The organism is Pantoea trifolii, from assembly GCF_024506435.1.
GTDB classification, from domain to species: Bacteria; Pseudomonadota; Gammaproteobacteria; order Enterobacterales; family Enterobacteriaceae; genus Pantoea; species Pantoea trifolii.
In genome coordinates this window covers 516,277-532,809 of sequence record NZ_JANIET010000002.1, presented here as the reverse complement: position 1 = coordinate 532,809, position 16,533 = coordinate 516,277, and the positions used below count along the sequence as shown (strand labels likewise).

Here is a 16,533-nt window from a genome sequence, read left to right as displayed (position 1 = left end):
GCACAACATGGTCACCTTATCAAAGCGTGTGCAGTCCGTGTCGCTCTCTGCCAATGCGGCGGCGCGTCAACTGACGCGCCAGCTAAAAGAGCAGGGCGTCGATATTCTCGATCTCACCACCGGTGAGCCAGATTTTGATACGCCTGCGCATATTCGTCAGGCGGCGGTGGCGGCGATGGAAGCCGGTGAAACGCGCTACACGCCAACCAACGGCACCACGCCGCTGCGCAAAGCGGTGATAGCCAAGCTGAAGAATGAGAACCAGCTCGATTATGAGCTGGGGCAAATCTGCATCGCTAACGGTGCCAAGCAGATCATCTTCAACGCCTTTGCCGCCACGCTGAATGAAGGCGATGAGGTGATTGTACCGGTGCCGTATTGGCCGACGTTCCCGGATAGCGTGCGTTTCAACGGCGGTGAAGCGGTGCTGTTGGAGTGTCCGCTTGAGCAGGAATACAAGTTGCAGCCGCAGCAGCTGGCGCAGGCAATTACCAGCAAAACCCGCTGGCTGGTGCTGAACAATCCCGGCAATCCTTCCGGCATGGTGTATAGCGCTGATGAGCTGACTGCGCTGGCGACGGTGCTACGCGATCATCCTGATGTGCTGATCATGCTGGATGAACTCTACGAACATATTCTGTTTGATGGCCGTGAACACGTCAGCTTGCTGCACGTCGCGCCGGATTTAGCCGAGCGCATTTTGCTGGTGGGCGGCGTGTCGAAAACCTACGCCATGACCGGCTGGCGCATTGGTTTTGGTGCCGGGCCAAAAGCCTTGATCGACGCGATGGTGGTGGTGCAGTCGCAAAACAGTTCCGGTGCCAGCGCGGTCAGCCAGGCTGCGGCGGTGGCGGCGTATAACGGTGGACTCGACTTCCTGCCGCCGCAACGCACGGCTTATCAGGATCGCCGCGATGCAATTATGGCGTTCTTACAGCCGGTGCAGGAAATTGACGTGCTCAACCCAGATGGCGCGTTCTTTATTTTCTGCCGCTGCGCCGGTTTATTGGGTAAAACGCGTCCCGATGGACAGAAGATTGAAACTGAGCAGGATGTAATAAATTATCTGCTGGAAAGCGGGGTATCGGGCGTGGCGGGCAGCGCGTATGGTTTGTCACCTTATTTCCGTTTATCCATTGCCACCGATATTGCGACGGTGCGTGAGGCGGGCCGCAGAATTGCGCAGGCCTGTGCGGCATTAAGCTAATTCCTGCCAGATGCGCCAGATAATTCTTAGGTTTTGTCTGGCGTCTTAATGCAATAACTTTATGAGTCAATTAACAACTTTCCAACCCGCGTTTCATCCCGCATAATGCGCCTTTCATTATTTCCGGTTATTATTTCATGTCTAAACCATCCTTAAGTCTCAATATCGCTTTAATTAGCGGCCTGGCTATTTTCGCGCCGCTGCAAGCTATGGCAAATACAGAAACTTCTCAGGCGCCGATCATTATTCAGGGTGCAATGCCGGTTGAAGCCGAGCATTTCGCCGCCAAACTGGAAAATGCTAAAGAGCGTCAGATTGGCGAATGGCGTTTCTGGCAGGGCACGGTTGAAGGTTATCCGGTGATCGTTTCTGAAACGCTGAAAGGCATGTCAAATGTCGCGGCGGCAACCTCGATTGCAGCAGTGGAATTCAAACCTAAAGCCATCATTAATCAGGGCACTGCAGGCGGTCACGATCCGGCATTACATGTCTATGACATTGTCGTGGGCAAATATTCGGTCAACCTCGGCGCGTTTAAAACGCCGCACAAGTTACAGGGCGCGGGCAGTAATTCCGTTGATTGGAAACCGATGGATTTGATGGCCTCAAAAGGCAGCGCAGGTGAAGATAAAAATGCCCACAGCATTCGTCAGTTTGCCGCCGATGCGCAGCTGATGAAAGCCGCTGAGCAGGCGATGCCGGCTTACACCCAAGGCAAAGTAGTGGAAGGCGTGATCGGATCGGCTGATGTGTGGAACAGCGAGTTGGACCGTATTCGCTTCTTCCATGAGAACTTCAACACCTCCGTTGAGGAGATGGAAACCGCGTCGGCTGCGCAGATCTCATCGCTGTTCAATATCCCGTTTATCGGTATTCGTGTGTTATCTAACAACATCACCAACAACGGTAAATACGACGCGCAAACCGGTATCGCTTGCCAGGATTATGTGTACGATGTTTTAAAAGCGTATATCAAACAGATTAATGCGCAGAAATAATAAGTAAAAAAAAACGCAGCACTTGCGCTGCGTTTTCATGTTCACACTTTGTACTGCATGCGCCGATTAAATCAGGAAATCATCCATCGAACCGCCAGCTTCCAGTGCGGCTTTAATCGGGGAAGGCGTGCGGCCCTGGCCGGTCCACAATTTCTCGTTACCCTGTTCGTCGATGAACTTATACTTTGCGGGACGCGGCGCGCGTTTCGACTTAGGTTTGCTTTCCTGGGTATTTAATTGCGACAGGTCACTAATATCGATACCGTCTTTCAACAACATCTCTTTGTACAGCGCCAGTTTTTCTTCTTTTTCGCGCTGGGCTGCAATTTCTGCTTCCGCTTCTTCACGGCGTTCTGCGACTACCACGGCGAATTTTTCCAGCATCTCTTCTAATGCTGTAACCTCAATATTACGTGCTTCGGCACGCAACGTGCGAAGATTGTTCAATGCGTTAAGTGCATCGCTCATGAATAAATCCTTATTACTTATTTGACTGGTGTAAAGGAGAGCATTCTACGAGATTTTTTGGCAAATTAAAATAATCTGTTCCAGACAGAATTGTCCGGAAAATATCCGGGTGATCAGATGTTTCTTTATATTGGCTGACGCGTTTTCAAGCTGTTTGGCTTATTCACGTTATGTTTTTGAGTAATGAGAATAATAGTTGCTGCATTATTCAGCATTTTAATGCGATGTATGTGAAGGTCGCCATGAATGGCGACCCTACAAATCTGATGCGTGCTGGAATCTGTTCAATTTCACATAGTTGACGAAAATCCCTGCATGAACCTTCCTGAAAATAACGCTTATCAACTATTACTCGTTGAAGAATAAGGCGTTTCACCAAGTGTAAAAGTGTCAGTAAACCGGTAACAATTTCTTGCATTGTAAACCTTAATGCGTATATTTCTCATTTGCTTTCTTAACGGCTTCCTTACTGTCGTTCCTCTTTCAGACGTCAGCAGCGGTGCCGCAAAAAAATAACGAAAAGTTGATTGAGGAATGGTATGTCTCTCGAAGATTTGCGCGTCAGGAAACCCGGCAATGCCCCGCAGCGTGCGTTGCGTCTCTCTTTACTGGCTATGATGGTTGCGTCGGGTATCGCGCAGGCAGCAGAGACCACCAACACCGAACAGACACTGAACGTTGATGCCAGCGCTAGCGCAGATCAGCAACAGCAGGCGGCACAGGATTACAGCGTGCCGGTGACGCGTGCCGGGACCAAAATGGCGCTCACCGCGCGCGATATTCCGCAATCGGTTTCGATCGTCAGCAAGCAGCGTATGGAAGACCAACAGCTGCAATCGCTGAACGATGTGCTGAAAAACACCACCGGCATCCACGGCGTCTCTTCCGATATGGATCGCACCAACTACTATTCGCGCGGTTTCCTGATCGACAACTATATGACCGATGGCATTCCCACCGCCTTCGCCTCACGCTGGAACCTCGGCGATGCGCAGAGTGATATGGCGCTGTATGAGCGCGTTGAAGTAGTGCGCGGTGCTACCGGCTTGCTGACTGGCCCAGGCAATCCCTCTGCTTCGATCAACATGGTGCGCAAGCACGCCGACAGCAAAGAGTTCACCGGCAGCGTTTCAGCCAGCTATGGCAGCTGGAACAAACAGCGTTATGTTGCCGATCTCTCTGCGCCGCTGTCCGCCGAAGGTAACGTGCGTGGTCGCCTGGTGGCGGGTTATGAAGATAGAAACAGCTTTATTGAACGCTACGGCGCAGATAAAAAGTTCGTCTATGGCGTGGTTGATGCCGACCTGACTGACTCCACCAAATTATCTGTTGGCTATGAGTTCTCGCAGGTCAATACCGATTCAACCATGTGGGGCGGTTCTCCGCGCTGGTACACCGACGGTTCACAAGTCAAGCTTCGTCGTGGTTACAACACCGCGCCAGATTGGGCTTACAACAACAAAGAAAACAAAAAAGTCTTTGTTAACCTGCAGCAGAACTTTGATAACGGCTGGAACGTCACGCTTAACGGCACACACAATGAGATGTTCCTCGACAGTAAGCAGCTGTATATCGATGGCTATATCAATAAAGACACCGGCATTGCGGTCAATCAGTATCCGGCGTTTTACAACTATGACGCAGTTGGCGGCACCGGCTACAACACCGGCAAGCGTAAAGTGGATGCGGTGGATGCCTTCGCCAGCGGTCCTTACGAGATGTTTGGCCGTCAGCATGAGCTGATGTTCGGCGTGAATTACAGCCGTCAGGACAACAAATATTACAGCGCCTGGACCAACATCTCTCCGGCGCAACTGGGCAACTTCTACGATTACAACGGTAATTTCCCGGAATCCGACTGGAGCCCGCGTGAACCGGCATCGGACACGCAGCTGGTGCGTCAGAAATCTGCCTATCTGGCAACGCGCATCTCGCTGGCCGATCCGCTGCATGTGATTCTGGGCGCGCGTTATACCAACTGGAATCGTCAAACGCTGAGCGAAGAGATGGAGAAGAACAACATCACGCCGTACGGTGGTGTGATTTGGGACTTCTACGACAACTGGTCCGCGTATGCCAGTTACACCTCGGTGTTCCAGCCGCAGGATTATCAGGATGCAACTGGAGCCTTCCTGGCACCGGTGATTGGCAAGAACTACGAAGCGGGTGTGAAATCAGACTGGTTTAACAGCCGCCTGACCACGTCTATTTCTGTGTTCCGCACCGAACTGGATAACGTCGGCGAAGCGACCGGCGAGACGATCAACAATATTACCGTCTACGAAGGTAAAAATGGCGTTGTCAGCCGTGGCGTAGAGTTCGAAGTGAACGGCGCGCTGACTGATAACTGGCAGATGACCTTTGGTGGCACCAGCTATGTGGCGGAAGATCGCGAAGGCGAGAATTACAATTCTCAGCTGCCGCGCACCTCGTTCAACTTGTTTACCAGCTATCGCTTGCCAATGCTGGATGAGTTGACTCTTGGCGGTGGCGTAACCTGGCAGTCGAAGACTTACACCGATGTTACCGGTCCGGAAGGCAATGGTACCTGGCGCGCACGTCAGGGCAGCTACTCGCTGGTTGATCTGTTCGCACGCTACGATGTCACTAAAAATGTCTCGCTGCAGGCCAACATCAACAACCTGTTTGACAAAGAGTACGACAACAACGTCGGTAACGGCGGCATCGTGTACGGCGAGCCACGTAATTTCTCAGTCTCGGCGACCTATCGTTTCTGATGAAAATGCTGGGTGTGCAGGATTGCGCATCCAGCGGAGAATCTCGCCAATCCTTCGGTCGCCATTTATGGCGACCTCCCCAACCAGATTCATGAATTTCAGCGTCATGATGAATTGCTCTCTGCAGACAGTGCCAATTTACCCACTGAAGTGAAAATGGCGTCGTCCTGTGGCGTATGAATGCGGCCGCATAGCACGTTACGCAGGTGACGTTGTAACGGAAGGTGGCGCGTCAGCGCGTGATTACCGATGCTCTCCACCATCAGCTGCACGCTGCGAATGGCGTTTTCGGTTACCACCTGTTTAACTTGCGCGGCATGCCCGCTGGCTACGTGGCCTTGTGCAGCGCTGCTCAGCAGGGTTTGATTAGTAAACAGCAGCGTATCGATGCGGCCAACCAGCTCCTGGAAGCGTGGCAATGATGCCAGCGGTGCGCCAAGATTGGCCGGCACGCGCTGCTGCAAAAAGGCGATAAACCAGTCGCGTGCGCTATGCGCAATGGCGTCGTACAACGAACCGAGCAGCACCGCCATCCACAGCGATTCCTCTTCGTTGAGGCCGGGTCGCGGCGTGCTCCACGGCGCGACGTTGACCGCGTGATCGAGCGGGATCAGCACCTCGTCCAGCACCACACGATGGCTACAGGTGCCGCGCATGCCGAGGTGATCCCACTCATCAATAATGTGGATGCCGGGCGCGTTGGCCGGCACCAGATAGCCGCCGACCAGCGGATCGGCATCGTCGCTGCTGGCCCACACCAGAAACCAGCTCAGTCCATAGCTGCCGGTGGAGTAAATCTTCTCGCCGCTGATGCGCCAGCCTTCAGAAGTGCGGCGTGCGCGGGTAGCGGGCAATCCGCCGCGCGCGGGCGTGCCTAATTCCGGTTCGACGCGCAGCGCATTGATCAGCGCACCGTCGCGAATCACACTCTCCGCCACCTTACGTCGCACCGCATCTGGCCAGTTTGAGCTGTCGTCGAGGCGGCGCGTGTTGAGATACTGCATGATGAGGATCAGCGCGGCAGAAGGTTCGCTGCGCGCCACGGCCTGGATAATCGCCTGGCTTGCCAGCAAATCGCCGCCGCTGCCGCCCGACGCAGTCGGCAATACGAAGTGCAGCAAGCCATGCTGCTGCAACACACGAAAAGCTGTTTTGGGAAATTCGCCGCTGCGATCAACCTCTTCAGCGTCTTTTTCTAAAGCCTGAATAATCACTGGCAATATTTCAGTCAGAATGGGCGGGTTATTTGCCATACGTTATTAATTCCCTGATCAAATCAGGCTTAATTGTTTCCATTTCTACCACCGCTGTAAAAGCAATAAACCGGCTATATACATGCGGAATCGGCATAATTCTGCCGCCGGTTGAAGTGTTAATTTGCAATGGCTGTTTCTACGTAACCCATTAAATAGGGTTAGCAACTTCACCTGCATTTATTTTTGGGAGTTATTTAATGCCAAATAATTATTTAGTTTCCCGTCGGCATTTTCTGGGATATTCAGCCGCCGCGGCGATGGCGGCAACCTTACCGGGCCGCGTGTTTGCCGAAGAGCATATGGCGGGCATGCAGATGCCTGGCGATTTACTGCAAGGGGGCCCAGGAAAATGGGCGCTGGCGAAGCCGACACATGTGCGTCTGGCAGTGAATCTCAACGCCATCTGTCTTGCACCGGTTGTGGTGGCCGATCAGCATAGCTTCTTCAAAGCTCACAACCTGGAAGTGGAGTTTGTTAACTTCGGCAACTCAACCGAATTGCTGCTGGAATCCATCGCCACCGGCAAAGCCGAAGCCGCCATCGGCATGGCGCTACGTTGGCTGAAAGCGCTGGAACAGGGCTTTGATGTGAAACTTACTGCGGGCACGCACGGCGGCTGTATGCGCCTGTTGGCGCGTGATGGCGGGCCAACCACGCTGGAACAGCTGAAAGGCAAAACCATCGGCGTTACTGACATGGCGGGCGCGGATAAAAACTTTTTTTCGCTGATGCTGAAAAAGCACGGCGTCGATCCCAATACCGATGTCGACTGGCGCGTGTTCCCGCAGGATTTGCTGCCGATGGTGCTGGAGAAGGGCGAAATTCAGGCCGCTAGCGGTTCCGATCCGGTGATGTGGCGCTTAACCCAGAAGCAGGGCTACCGTGAGATTGGCACCAATTTAATGGATGAGTACGCCAAACTGAGTTGCTGTGTGGTGGGCACGCGCGGCAGCTTGATTCGCGAACAGCCGGAAGTGGCGGCCGCGATCACCCACGCAATTTTGCAGGCACATGCCTATGCGGCCAAACATCCGGAAGCGATTGGCAGTGAGTTTAACGGCCAGGCGCTCAACACCACGCCGCAGGAGATCGCCAGCGTTTTGAAAACCCATACGCACGGACACTATTCGGTGGGGAATGCGTTTGTGAATGAGATCGACGTGTATGCGCGCGATTTGAAGGCGATCAACGTGTTACGACCGGAAACCGATTCGCTGCTGTTTGCCAAAGGGATTACCAGCAACGTGTTGGTTTAGAAGGAAAATTCAGGTCGCCATGAATGGCGACCCTACACGATTAGGCGATTTTCCTTGAGGTTTGCACGGCGCTCGCCAGCTTCAGCGATTCCGCTGGCACCTGATGCGCGAACAGCTGGGTGGTCAAATAACTGCTGCCGCCGTCGGCCAGCAACACCACAATACGCTTGCCGCGATTCTCCGGTCGCGCCGCGACCTGTTGTGCCGCCCACAACACCGCGCCGGACGAATCGCCCACCAGCACGCCTTCGCTCAGCGCCAGCTGCCGCGCCGCCGTGTATGCCTGCCAGGTTTCCACCGCGATCACCTCATCGTAAACGCGGTGATCAAGATTGGCAGGAATGCGCTCCGGCGTCTGGTTGCTAAACGCATGTACGCCGGTGATCTCCAGCGGATCGGGACGCAATTCGCTCGGCTGGGAACCCACGCCCGGCTCGACGGCGATCACCTGCAAACCCGGATGCTGCTGTTTGAGATAGCGTCCGCTGCCGGAGAGCGTGCCGCCGGTGCCGACGGCGGCGATGAAGATATCCAGCTCGCCGCCGCTGTCGCGCCAGATCTCTGGCCCGGTGGTGCGCTCATGCACCGCCGGATTGGCCGGATTATCCAGCTGCAGCAGAAAATGCACTTCCGGTTCCGCCGCAGTAACCTGCTCGGCCAGCCATTTAGTGGCGGCGACAAAATCGCCGTTGCTGGCGTCGTAGAATTCCTTAAATCCTTCTATGGTGCTGAACGGCACCACTTCGGCGCCGTACGCCTGAATAATCTGGCTGCGTTCGATGCTGACGAAATCATTGATGTAAACGCGGAACTTGTAACCTTTGGCCGCCGCAATCGCCGCTAACCCAATACCGGTATTGCCGCTGGTGGTTTCAACCAGCGTATCGCCGGGCTGGATAATGCCGTTGCGTTCGGCGGCTTCAATCATGCTGAGGGCGATGCGATCTTTGACGCTGTGATTGGGATTAAACAGTTCGAGTTTAGCGACCAAATCCGCCTGAATCTCTTGCTGCTGCGCGTAGCGAGACAGGCGCAGCAGCGGCGTGTTGCCAATCAGTTCAGTGATAGAAGCAGAAATTTTTGCAGCCATAATCGACCTCATGTGTGGGGGCGGTCGCCATGAGTGGCGACCCTACGAATTACCATTTCACCGCGCTGCGCTGCCATGACAGCAGGCGATCGCGCACCAGGAACAGCAGGGAGATCAGCGAAGAGAATAGCAGCGCCATCACAATCAGCGCGGCGTACATATTGGCGTAAGCAGCCCAGCCTTGCGCCCACTGCAAATACCAGCCGAGCCCGGATTTCACGCCCATCATCTCTGCTGCCACCAGCACCGAGAACGACGCGCCCAGGCCCATAAACAGGCCGACAAACAGGTGCGGCAGCGCTGCAGGTACCGCTACGCGCAACACAAGGAACAGTGAATTGGCACCCAGCGTGCGCGCCACATCGTAATAACGCGTATCAACGCTGGAAACGCCCGACCAGGTCAGCACCGTCACCGGGAACCAGGTCGCCAGCGCGATCAGGAATACCGCCGCCGAGAAGCTCGACGGGAAGAAGTAGAGCGACAGCGGCAGCAGCGCAGTTGAAGGCACCGGTCCGAGGAAACGCAGAATCGGATGCACCCAGTAACCCAAGCCGCGCGACCAGCCAATCGCCACGCCGGTAATAAAGCCGACCACGCTGCCGTAGATAAAGCCGAAAGCCAGCAGACGCAGCGAATTGAGCACGCTATCCAGCAGGCGCGGCCAGTCGGTGGCGTAGGCTTCCACCAGCGCGCGTGGCGGGGCGAAAAAGGGCGCGGGCAGCAGCGCCAGTTTGCCGGTGACGGTTTCCCACAGGCCAATCAGCAGCGCCAGCACAATCAGCCACGGACCGCTGCGCTTGAGCGGCGCGAGTAGCGTCAATCGCGGGAACAGACCTGAGGTAATCGCCAGTCCGCTGAGAATAAGCGCGATGGCGGCGAACAACTCATGCGTTTCATTCACAAAGCGCGGGGCGGCAAAACCCTGCGGCTTATCCGGTACAGCCACCATCAGCGCTACCAGCGCCCACCACAGCAGGAGCGCACCCCAAACCGCCGGTAGAATGCGGCGCGGCACGTCACGGTTGCGGGCAATCGTCAGGGTTTCACTGGCCATTATCGTCTCCTTAGCTGGACATGTTGCTCATGTGCGCCATGTTGCTGGCGTGCTGATGGGCAGATTCTGCCGGCAGCAGCTCCGGCACATAGTGCTCGGCGAAGCGTTGCGCATCGGTATCCGGGCGGATCACGTTGATTTTCTTCAGCTCATCGATATACACCGCCACCTCTTTGCGCAGCTGCACGCCGGTGGAGTGATGGCTGTGAGTGTGCTCTTTCAGCATCGCGGCAATGTCTTCCACCGCGACGGAGCCCGGCACAAAGGGTTGGAAGATTTTCGCCGTCTCTTCCGGATGTTCGGCGGTCCACTGCTGCGCATCAACAATCGCCTGGGTGATAGCGCGCGCGGTGGCGGGATCGTCACGCACCAGCGAGCCACGCAGGCCCAGCACGCAGCAAGTGAGGCTGGCGTATTCGCCTTTCAGGTTGTTATCCACTTCCACCAGATCGTGCTGCTTCTTCAGCAGCCAGCCCTGCGGATCGTCGGTGGCCAGCGCCTGCACTTCACCTTTGCGCAGTGCTTCGCCAAACAGGTCGGGTGGATATTGCAGCCAGTTGACCTGCTTATCAGGATCGATGCCCTGTTTCGCCAGCTGAATGGCGAAGAAGTTGCGAATTGGGCTGGCCTGATCGCTCACCGCCACCGATTTACCCACCAGATCTTTCACATCGCGGATGCCGCTGTTCTGCGGGGCGAGTAGACGCATACAGCCGCCGTGCGTGCCGACGGTGAGATCAACATCAAAACCCTGCTCCAGCGGCTTCAGCCAGCGCAGCGCCATGCCGATACCGCCATCGGCCTGGCCGGTGGCAATCGCCTGTAACAGCGCATCGGTTGGCCCGCTGAAGTTCACGGGCTCGACATTCAAACCGTACTTTTTAAAGAAGCCTTGCTTTAGCGCCACCGAAATCGGTGACTGACATACTGCGGTTTGTCCCCAGGCCAGCTTGATAGTTTTGAGGGATTTATCATCGGCAAACACCTTGCTGCCCAGCAACGGATTCACCGCCACGCCGGCACTAAAGAGACCCAGCCCGCGTAATAACGCGCGGCGGCTCAGAGAGAATTGTTGAAATGCCATCCTGTCTTCCTTGTAGATAAAGTTCACAGGCACTATGGCAAAGGCAATTAGCGCGACCAAATAACAATCCCGCATGACATCATGCAGTTTTTCATTATGAATATTTGCGGATAGGTTTGCCGGAATGGCTATTTCGTCGTGGGAAAGACGCGCCTTATGCTTTATTTCTTAGCATATCAAGCAGGAGCGAAAATATGGCCTTAACCTCGGCGGGCGTTAATATTGCGATTGAGAAAGTTAATCATCACTTCACCTTAGAAGGCGAAGATTTACCGGTGCTGGAGAATATTGATTTGCAGGTAGAGGCCGGTGAATTTGTTGCGCTGCTGGGACCATCCGGCTGCGGCAAATCGACGCTGCTGCGTTTGCTGGCCGGACTCGAACCGCCCGCCAGCGGGTTACTGGCGGAAGAGGGCAAAGCGATTACTGCGCCGGATCCGTCGCGCGTGGTGGTGTTTCAGGATCCCACGCTTTATCCGTGGCGCACTGTCTATGACAACGTTGGCCTCGGCTTGCAGATTCGCGGAGAGAGCCGAACGCTGCGCGAACAGCGGATTAACGCGATGCTGGATCGCGTCGGCCTCAGGCAGTTTGCCCGCGCCTGGCCGCATCAGCTCTCCGGCGGCATGGCGCAGCGTGCGGCACTGGCCCGTGCGCTGGTCAATGTGCCGCGTTTATTGATTCTGGATGAACCGCTCGGCAAGCTCGACTCACTGACGCGGTTGCGTATGCAGCAGGAAATTGTCGATCTGTGGCAGGAGCAGCAGTTCACCACGCTGATGGTGACGCACGACGTGGAAGAAGCGCTGGTGATGGCAAATCGCGTGGTGGTGTTCAGCCCAAGACCAGCAAAAGTGGTGGACGTAATCGAGGTTAATCTGCCGTGGCCGCGCCGCCGTGACGACCCGCAGCTGGTGGCGCTGCGCAGCCGGATACTGGATTTGTTGGGCGCGGACCGCGTGGCAGCGTGATGTTGGTCGCCATCAATGGCGACCTTTTAACATCTAATCCTACGTTCTCCGGCAAGCGGCCAAAATATCGTCCGCAGCCTGATATTCAGTGGTTTGAATCCCCGTTAATCCCAGCATGGTGGAGAACAGATTATCCTGCGAATATCCCTGATGCGCCGCTTCTTTATCAAGACAGCTTTTACTCACGCCATAGCGCTGTTGATAATCTGGAGATAACCAAATCAGCATTGGCACATGTTTCTGCACATCCGGCGCAATCGCATACGGCATACCGTGCAGATAAGCGCCATTTTCGCCTAACGACTCACCGTGATCCGATAAATAAACCAGGCTGGTGGTGTATTCATCCTGATGCGCTTTCAGCACATTAATTGCTTTATCTACGATGTAATCGATATACAGAATGGTGTTGTCGTAAGTATTGACCAGCTGTTCTTGCGAACAATCCTGAATTTGGCTGGTATCGCACGTTGGAGTGAATTTTTTAAACTGCGCAGGATAACGGTTGTAATAGGTTGGGCCGTGGCTACCAATGGTGTGCAACACGATAACACCATTGCCTTTCAGGTTTTTAATGTAGTCCTCAATACCGTGGAATAAAACGTCGTCATAACACTCTCCGTCATGGCACATATTTGCCAGATTCAGACTGCTCATATCCTGATGCGGGACGCGATCGCAGGCACCTTTACAGCCGCCATCATTGTCATTCCAGAGAACCTGCACACCGGCACGCTGGATAATATCGAGCATCCCTTCCTGATGGCTGGCAAGCTGATCGTCATAATGCGCGCGCGGCATATTTGAGAACATACAAGGTAATGAGACCGCCGTGGCTGTGCCGCAAGACTGCGTATTCGGGAAGTAGGTGACATCATCTTTCGCCAGCAACGGTGTGTTTTCGCGTCCATAACCATTCAACTGGAAATTCACCGCACGCGTGGTTTCACCCACCACCAAAATGGTCAGGTTACGCTTTGGACCCGCCAGCATCTCCGGCTTCTGTTTAGCATCTAAACCAATTTGCACCAGCGGTAAATTGGCGGTGCGGCTGTGGTTATACCAGGAAAGTGTTGCCACGATCGAGTTTGAAGGGCTGAGCGATTTAATCAGCTCTTTTTGGTTACGAAACAGCGAGGCGTAATCTTTATAAAAAAACGTCGCGACTAAGGCGATGCAGATTACCGACGCGACAATTGACGCCGTGCGTTTGGCGATGCTTTTCCAGATAGGTTTGCTGTTTTTAACGCGAATCCAGAAAACTAACAGGGCAGCCAGCAGCCCGCTACCACCCAGCGTAACAATCAACTTGGGTGATAATAGAGCAAAGGATTCAGACGGTGTGGTATCGATAATATTCACGATCATCGAGCGATCAATAACAATACCAAAGGTCCAGATAAAATATTGCGCAGCGGCGGAAACTAAAATGAAGAGCGCAAGAATTACGCGGTCGAGCCACAAAAAGGAGGCCAATGTGGCAATAATATTGATTACGCTGAATGCTACTAACGGCATTGAAGCGAATACCAAAATGGTGCGCACGCTATCGAGTGGCATGGCAGCAAGCACTTGTCGATAAAACGCAATGTTCAAAAAGACCGCGATATAAATAGAAACAAGCGAAATAAAAGAGAGCCGACTTAACGTCGGTCTTTTGCGTAGCGAAAACGTCATTGGTCCATCCGTCATAGTGAAGATGGCACCAGCTTAAGCAGTGAAGGTTAAGTGAACCTTAGTTTAGAACCAGACGGCAAGAAAACTGACTACGGCGAACACGCTGACAGCGACAGCCAGGTATTCACTGAATGGTCGGGTTTGTATCGATTGCATTAAAAATCTCCTCTTTAGTTGAGGATATTTTCATTGCTGAAGATTAAGCGAACCTTAGTGCGAGAAGAATTAATGACAACCTACGTCTTATTTTTGCTGCAACCTCATTTACCTTTTCGGAATGAGTTTTGCGGCCTTATACTTTGGCCGGTATTTATTAGGGGCACACATTATGACCACCGATTATCCCTTGCTGGATGTGCAGGGCGTAACCTTTTCGTTGCAGGGACGCATGCTGCTGGCGCCCGTTTCACTGCAACTCAACGCAGGAGAAAGGCTTTTGCTGACCGGTCCTTCGGGCAGCGGTAAAAGCACCTTGCTGAAGATTCTCGCCACGCTTCTGGAACCGAGCGGCGGGCAGATCCTGTTTAAGAACCAGAATATTGCCAGCTTGAAAACCGAACATTATCGGCAACAGGTTTCCTATTGTTTCCAGACGCCGCAACTGTTCGGCGACACTGTGTACGACAACCTGGCGCTGCCGTGGCACATCCGCCAGCAGAAACCGTCGCGCGACAAGCTAGTTGAATCACTTGCCGATGTGCATTTGGCTGCTGACATGCTCGATAAAAAAATCGAGCAGCTGTCGGGCGGTGAGAAGCAGCGCGTAGGCTTGCTGCGCAACCTGCAATTTCTGCCGCAGGTGCTGCTGCTGGATGAAGTCACCAGCGCATTAGATGAAGAGAATAAAGTGATCATCAACGCATTGATTGATTCGCTGGTGCGCGAGAAGCATCTCGCCGTGATCGGCATCAGCCACGATGGGCAAGAGATCCGCGAGGCACAACAGGTGCTGAAACTTGAGGCACCAGAGCAGGGAACAACCAATGAGCCAGCATAATATTACCGACAGCTCGCTATTACTCTCGCTGCTGCTGGTGGTGATTGCGCTGCTGATCAGCCAGAAAGAGAAGCTTGGCATGAGCAAAGACATTATCTGGAGCGTGTGTCGCGCCATTATCCAGCTGGTGATCGTTGGCTATGTGCTCAAGTCGATCTTTGACCTGAACAATGACTGGCTCACCGTGCTGATGGTGCTGTTTATCTGCGTCAATGCGGCGCTCAACGCGCGCAAGCGCAGCCTTAATATCAGCAACGGTTTCGTTATCTCGTTTGTGGCGATTACCACCGGCACCACGCTGACGTTGACCATTTTGCTGCTAAGCGGTGCCATCGAGTTTATCCCGATGCAGGTGATCCCGATCTCCGGGATGATCGCCGGCAACGCGATGGTGGCGGTGGGGCTCTGTTTCAGCAATCTCAACCAACGCTTCAGCGATAACCGGCAAAAAATTCAGGAGATGCTGAGTTTGGGCGCACCGGTAAAAATGGCGTCGGCGCGCTTTATTCGCGACAGCGTCCGCGCGGCGATGATTCCCACCGTTGATGGCGCCAAAACCGTGGGATTGGTGAGCTTGCCGGGCATGATGTCAGGGCTGATTTTTGCCGGTATCGATCCGGTCAAAGCGATCAAGTATCAGATTATGGTGACCTTTATGCTGATTGGCACGGCAAGTTTATCCACCATCATCGCCGCCTATTTAGCCTATCGGCGCCTGTATACCGCGCGGGCGCAGCTGAAGTTCTGACCTAAATTGCCGTGGCGAATAGCAAGTCGCGCAACCAGCGATGCCCGGCATCGCGGTGCGTTCTTTCGTGCCATGCTACGGTTTTAGTGAAACCCTGAATCTCCAGCGGCGGCGCGAAGACTTTCAATCCCGCGTGGTGCCGCGCCAGACGACGCGGCACCACGCTGATCAGATCGCTAACGCGCAAAATCTCCGGCAGCACCAGAAAACTGCACACCGAAAGCGTGACGCGGCGCGAGCGTCCCATCGCGTTCAACGCGGCATCGGTGGCGCCATGAAAATTCCCGCCAAGATAAGACACCAGCGCGTGATCCTGCGCGCAGAAGTCGTCGAGCGTGAGATTTTCAAGGTGGGCGAGCGGATGATCGTCGCGCATCAGACAAACATACTCTTCCGCGTACAACGCGCGAGCATGCAGTTCAGGCGGCGCGGTATCGGGCGTGATTAAGGCGATATCTACCGATCCGCGTTCGAACTGTAACGCCAGCTGCTCATTGTTCACTGGCAATACCGCCACGCGAATCCCCGGCGCCTGCTGACGCAACGCCGCCATAAACGGCACGATCACCGCGCGGAGTGCGTAATCGGTGGCGGCAATATTGATGGTCATCTCAGCGGTGGCCGAATCAAATTGTTTCGGCTGCAGCAGCGCACTCACTTCCGTCAGAATACTCTTCACCGGCACCGCCAGTTCCAGCGCGCGCAGCGTCGGCACAATGCCGCGCTGGGTGCGGGTGAACAGCGGATCGTCAAAGCATTCACGTAACCGCGTCAACATGCCGCTGACCGCCGGCTGCGTCAGCGATAAATGCTCCGCCGCTCGCGTCACGCTGCGCTCATCGAGTAGCGCATCAAGAGCTTTCAGTAAGTTGAGATCTAAGGTGCGGAGATCGGTTTTCATGGTTTTCATCTTCAGCGGGGATGCAGCAAGCATAGCGTGATGCAGGTATCACAGTAAGTGATATCACAAATAAAAAATGGCGATT

Annotated in this window: 14 protein-coding genes; 7 read left to right on the top strand and 7 right to left on the bottom strand. The window is 54.4% G+C overall.

Annotated elements, in window-relative coordinates:
* The first annotated feature begins 7 nt into the window (after positions 1-7).
* Complete coding sequence (locus NQH49_RS21910; RefSeq protein ID WP_256698837.1) at positions 8-1,207, top strand: aminotransferase class I/II-fold pyridoxal phosphate-dependent enzyme; 1,200 nt, start codon at positions 8-10, stop codon at positions 1,205-1,207.
* 137 nt (positions 1,208-1,344) lie between these two features.
* The gene (locus NQH49_RS21905; protein WP_256698836.1) at positions 1,345-2,205 is read left to right on the top strand and encodes a 5'-methylthioadenosine/S-adenosylhomocysteine nucleosidase; all 861 of its coding nucleotides are present in this window, start codon (positions 1,345-1,347) and stop codon (positions 2,203-2,205) included.
* Between the two features lie 66 nt (positions 2,206-2,271).
* On the opposite strand, the gene NQH49_RS21900 is transcribed toward NQH49_RS21905, so the two are convergent.
* Complete coding sequence (locus NQH49_RS21900) at positions 2,272-2,673, bottom strand: H-NS family histone-like protein (RefSeq protein WP_256698835.1); 402 nt, start codon at positions 2,671-2,673, stop codon at positions 2,272-2,274.
* A 539-nt stretch (positions 2,674-3,212) separates the two neighbouring features.
* On the opposite strand from NQH49_RS21900, the gene fhuE reads away from it, so the two are divergent.
* Positions 3,213-5,411, top strand: coding sequence for a ferric-rhodotorulic acid/ferric-coprogen receptor FhuE (gene fhuE / locus NQH49_RS21895; RefSeq protein WP_256698834.1), 2,199 nt, complete (start codon positions 3,213-3,215; stop codon positions 5,409-5,411).
* Between the two features lie 104 nt (positions 5,412-5,515).
* Here the strand turns inward: fhuE and NQH49_RS21890 are convergent, their stop codons facing one another.
* The gene (locus tag NQH49_RS21890) at positions 5,516-6,664 is read right to left on the bottom strand and encodes an acyl-CoA dehydrogenase family protein (RefSeq protein ID WP_256698833.1); all 1,149 of its coding nucleotides are present in this window, start codon (positions 6,662-6,664) and stop codon (positions 5,516-5,518) included.
* A gap of 200 nt (positions 6,665-6,864) precedes the next feature.
* Here NQH49_RS21890 and NQH49_RS21885 point away from each other — a divergent pair, with 200 nt between their 5' ends.
* The gene (locus tag NQH49_RS21885; RefSeq protein ID WP_256698832.1) at positions 6,865-7,923 is read left to right on the top strand and encodes an ABC transporter substrate-binding protein; all 1,059 of its coding nucleotides are present in this window, start codon (positions 6,865-6,867) and stop codon (positions 7,921-7,923) included.
* Positions 7,924-7,963: 40 nt separating this feature from the next.
* Here the strand turns inward: NQH49_RS21885 and NQH49_RS21880 are convergent, their stop codons facing one another.
* From NQH49_RS21880 to NQH49_RS21870, 3 genes are read right to left on the bottom strand one after another with little or no spacing between them, the layout of a single operon-like run.
* A complete protein-coding gene (locus NQH49_RS21880; protein ID WP_256698831.1) occupies positions 7,964-9,013 on the bottom strand; it encodes a PLP-dependent cysteine synthase family protein in 1,050 nt (349 codons plus the stop codon).
* 49 nt (positions 9,014-9,062) lie between these two features.
* Positions 9,063-10,070, bottom strand: coding sequence for an ABC transporter permease (locus tag NQH49_RS21875; protein WP_256698830.1), 1,008 nt, complete (start codon positions 10,068-10,070; stop codon positions 9,063-9,065).
* 10 nt (positions 10,071-10,080) lie between these two features.
* Complete coding sequence (locus NQH49_RS21870; protein ID WP_256698829.1) at positions 10,081-11,154, bottom strand: ABC transporter substrate-binding protein; 1,074 nt, start codon at positions 11,152-11,154, stop codon at positions 10,081-10,083.
* A gap of 194 nt (positions 11,155-11,348) precedes the next feature.
* Here NQH49_RS21870 and NQH49_RS21865 point away from each other — a divergent pair, with 194 nt between their 5' ends.
* The gene (locus NQH49_RS21865) at positions 11,349-12,125 is read left to right on the top strand and encodes an ABC transporter ATP-binding protein (protein WP_256698828.1); all 777 of its coding nucleotides are present in this window, start codon (positions 11,349-11,351) and stop codon (positions 12,123-12,125) included.
* A gap of 39 nt (positions 12,126-12,164) precedes the next feature.
* Here the strand turns inward: NQH49_RS21865 and eptA are convergent, their stop codons facing one another.
* Positions 12,165-13,802 (bottom strand): phosphoethanolamine transferase EptA, encoded by a 1,638-nt coding sequence (gene eptA / locus NQH49_RS21860; protein WP_256698827.1) that lies wholly within the window; start codon positions 13,800-13,802, stop codon positions 12,165-12,167.
* 328 nt (positions 13,803-14,130) lie between these two features.
* Here eptA and fetA point away from each other — a divergent pair, with 328 nt between their 5' ends.
* Positions 14,131-14,799 carry an iron efflux ABC transporter ATP-binding subunit FetA gene (gene fetA, locus NQH49_RS21855; RefSeq protein WP_256698826.1) on the top strand — a complete coding sequence of 223 codons (669 nt, stop codon included), beginning with the start codon at positions 14,131-14,133 and terminating at the stop codon, positions 14,797-14,799.
* Positions 14,786-15,547 carry an iron efflux ABC transporter permease subunit FetB gene (gene fetB / locus NQH49_RS21850; RefSeq protein WP_256698825.1) on the top strand — a complete coding sequence of 254 codons (762 nt, stop codon included), beginning with the start codon at positions 14,786-14,788 and terminating at the stop codon, positions 15,545-15,547. The genes fetA and fetB overlap by 14 nt, the downstream gene beginning before the upstream one ends.
* Before the next feature lies 1 nt (position 15,548).
* On the opposite strand, the gene NQH49_RS21845 is transcribed toward fetB, so the two are convergent.
* The gene (locus NQH49_RS21845) at positions 15,549-16,448 is read right to left on the bottom strand and encodes a LysR family transcriptional regulator (RefSeq protein ID WP_256698824.1); all 900 of its coding nucleotides are present in this window, start codon (positions 16,446-16,448) and stop codon (positions 15,549-15,551) included.
* Positions 16,449-16,533 lie beyond the last annotated feature (85 nt).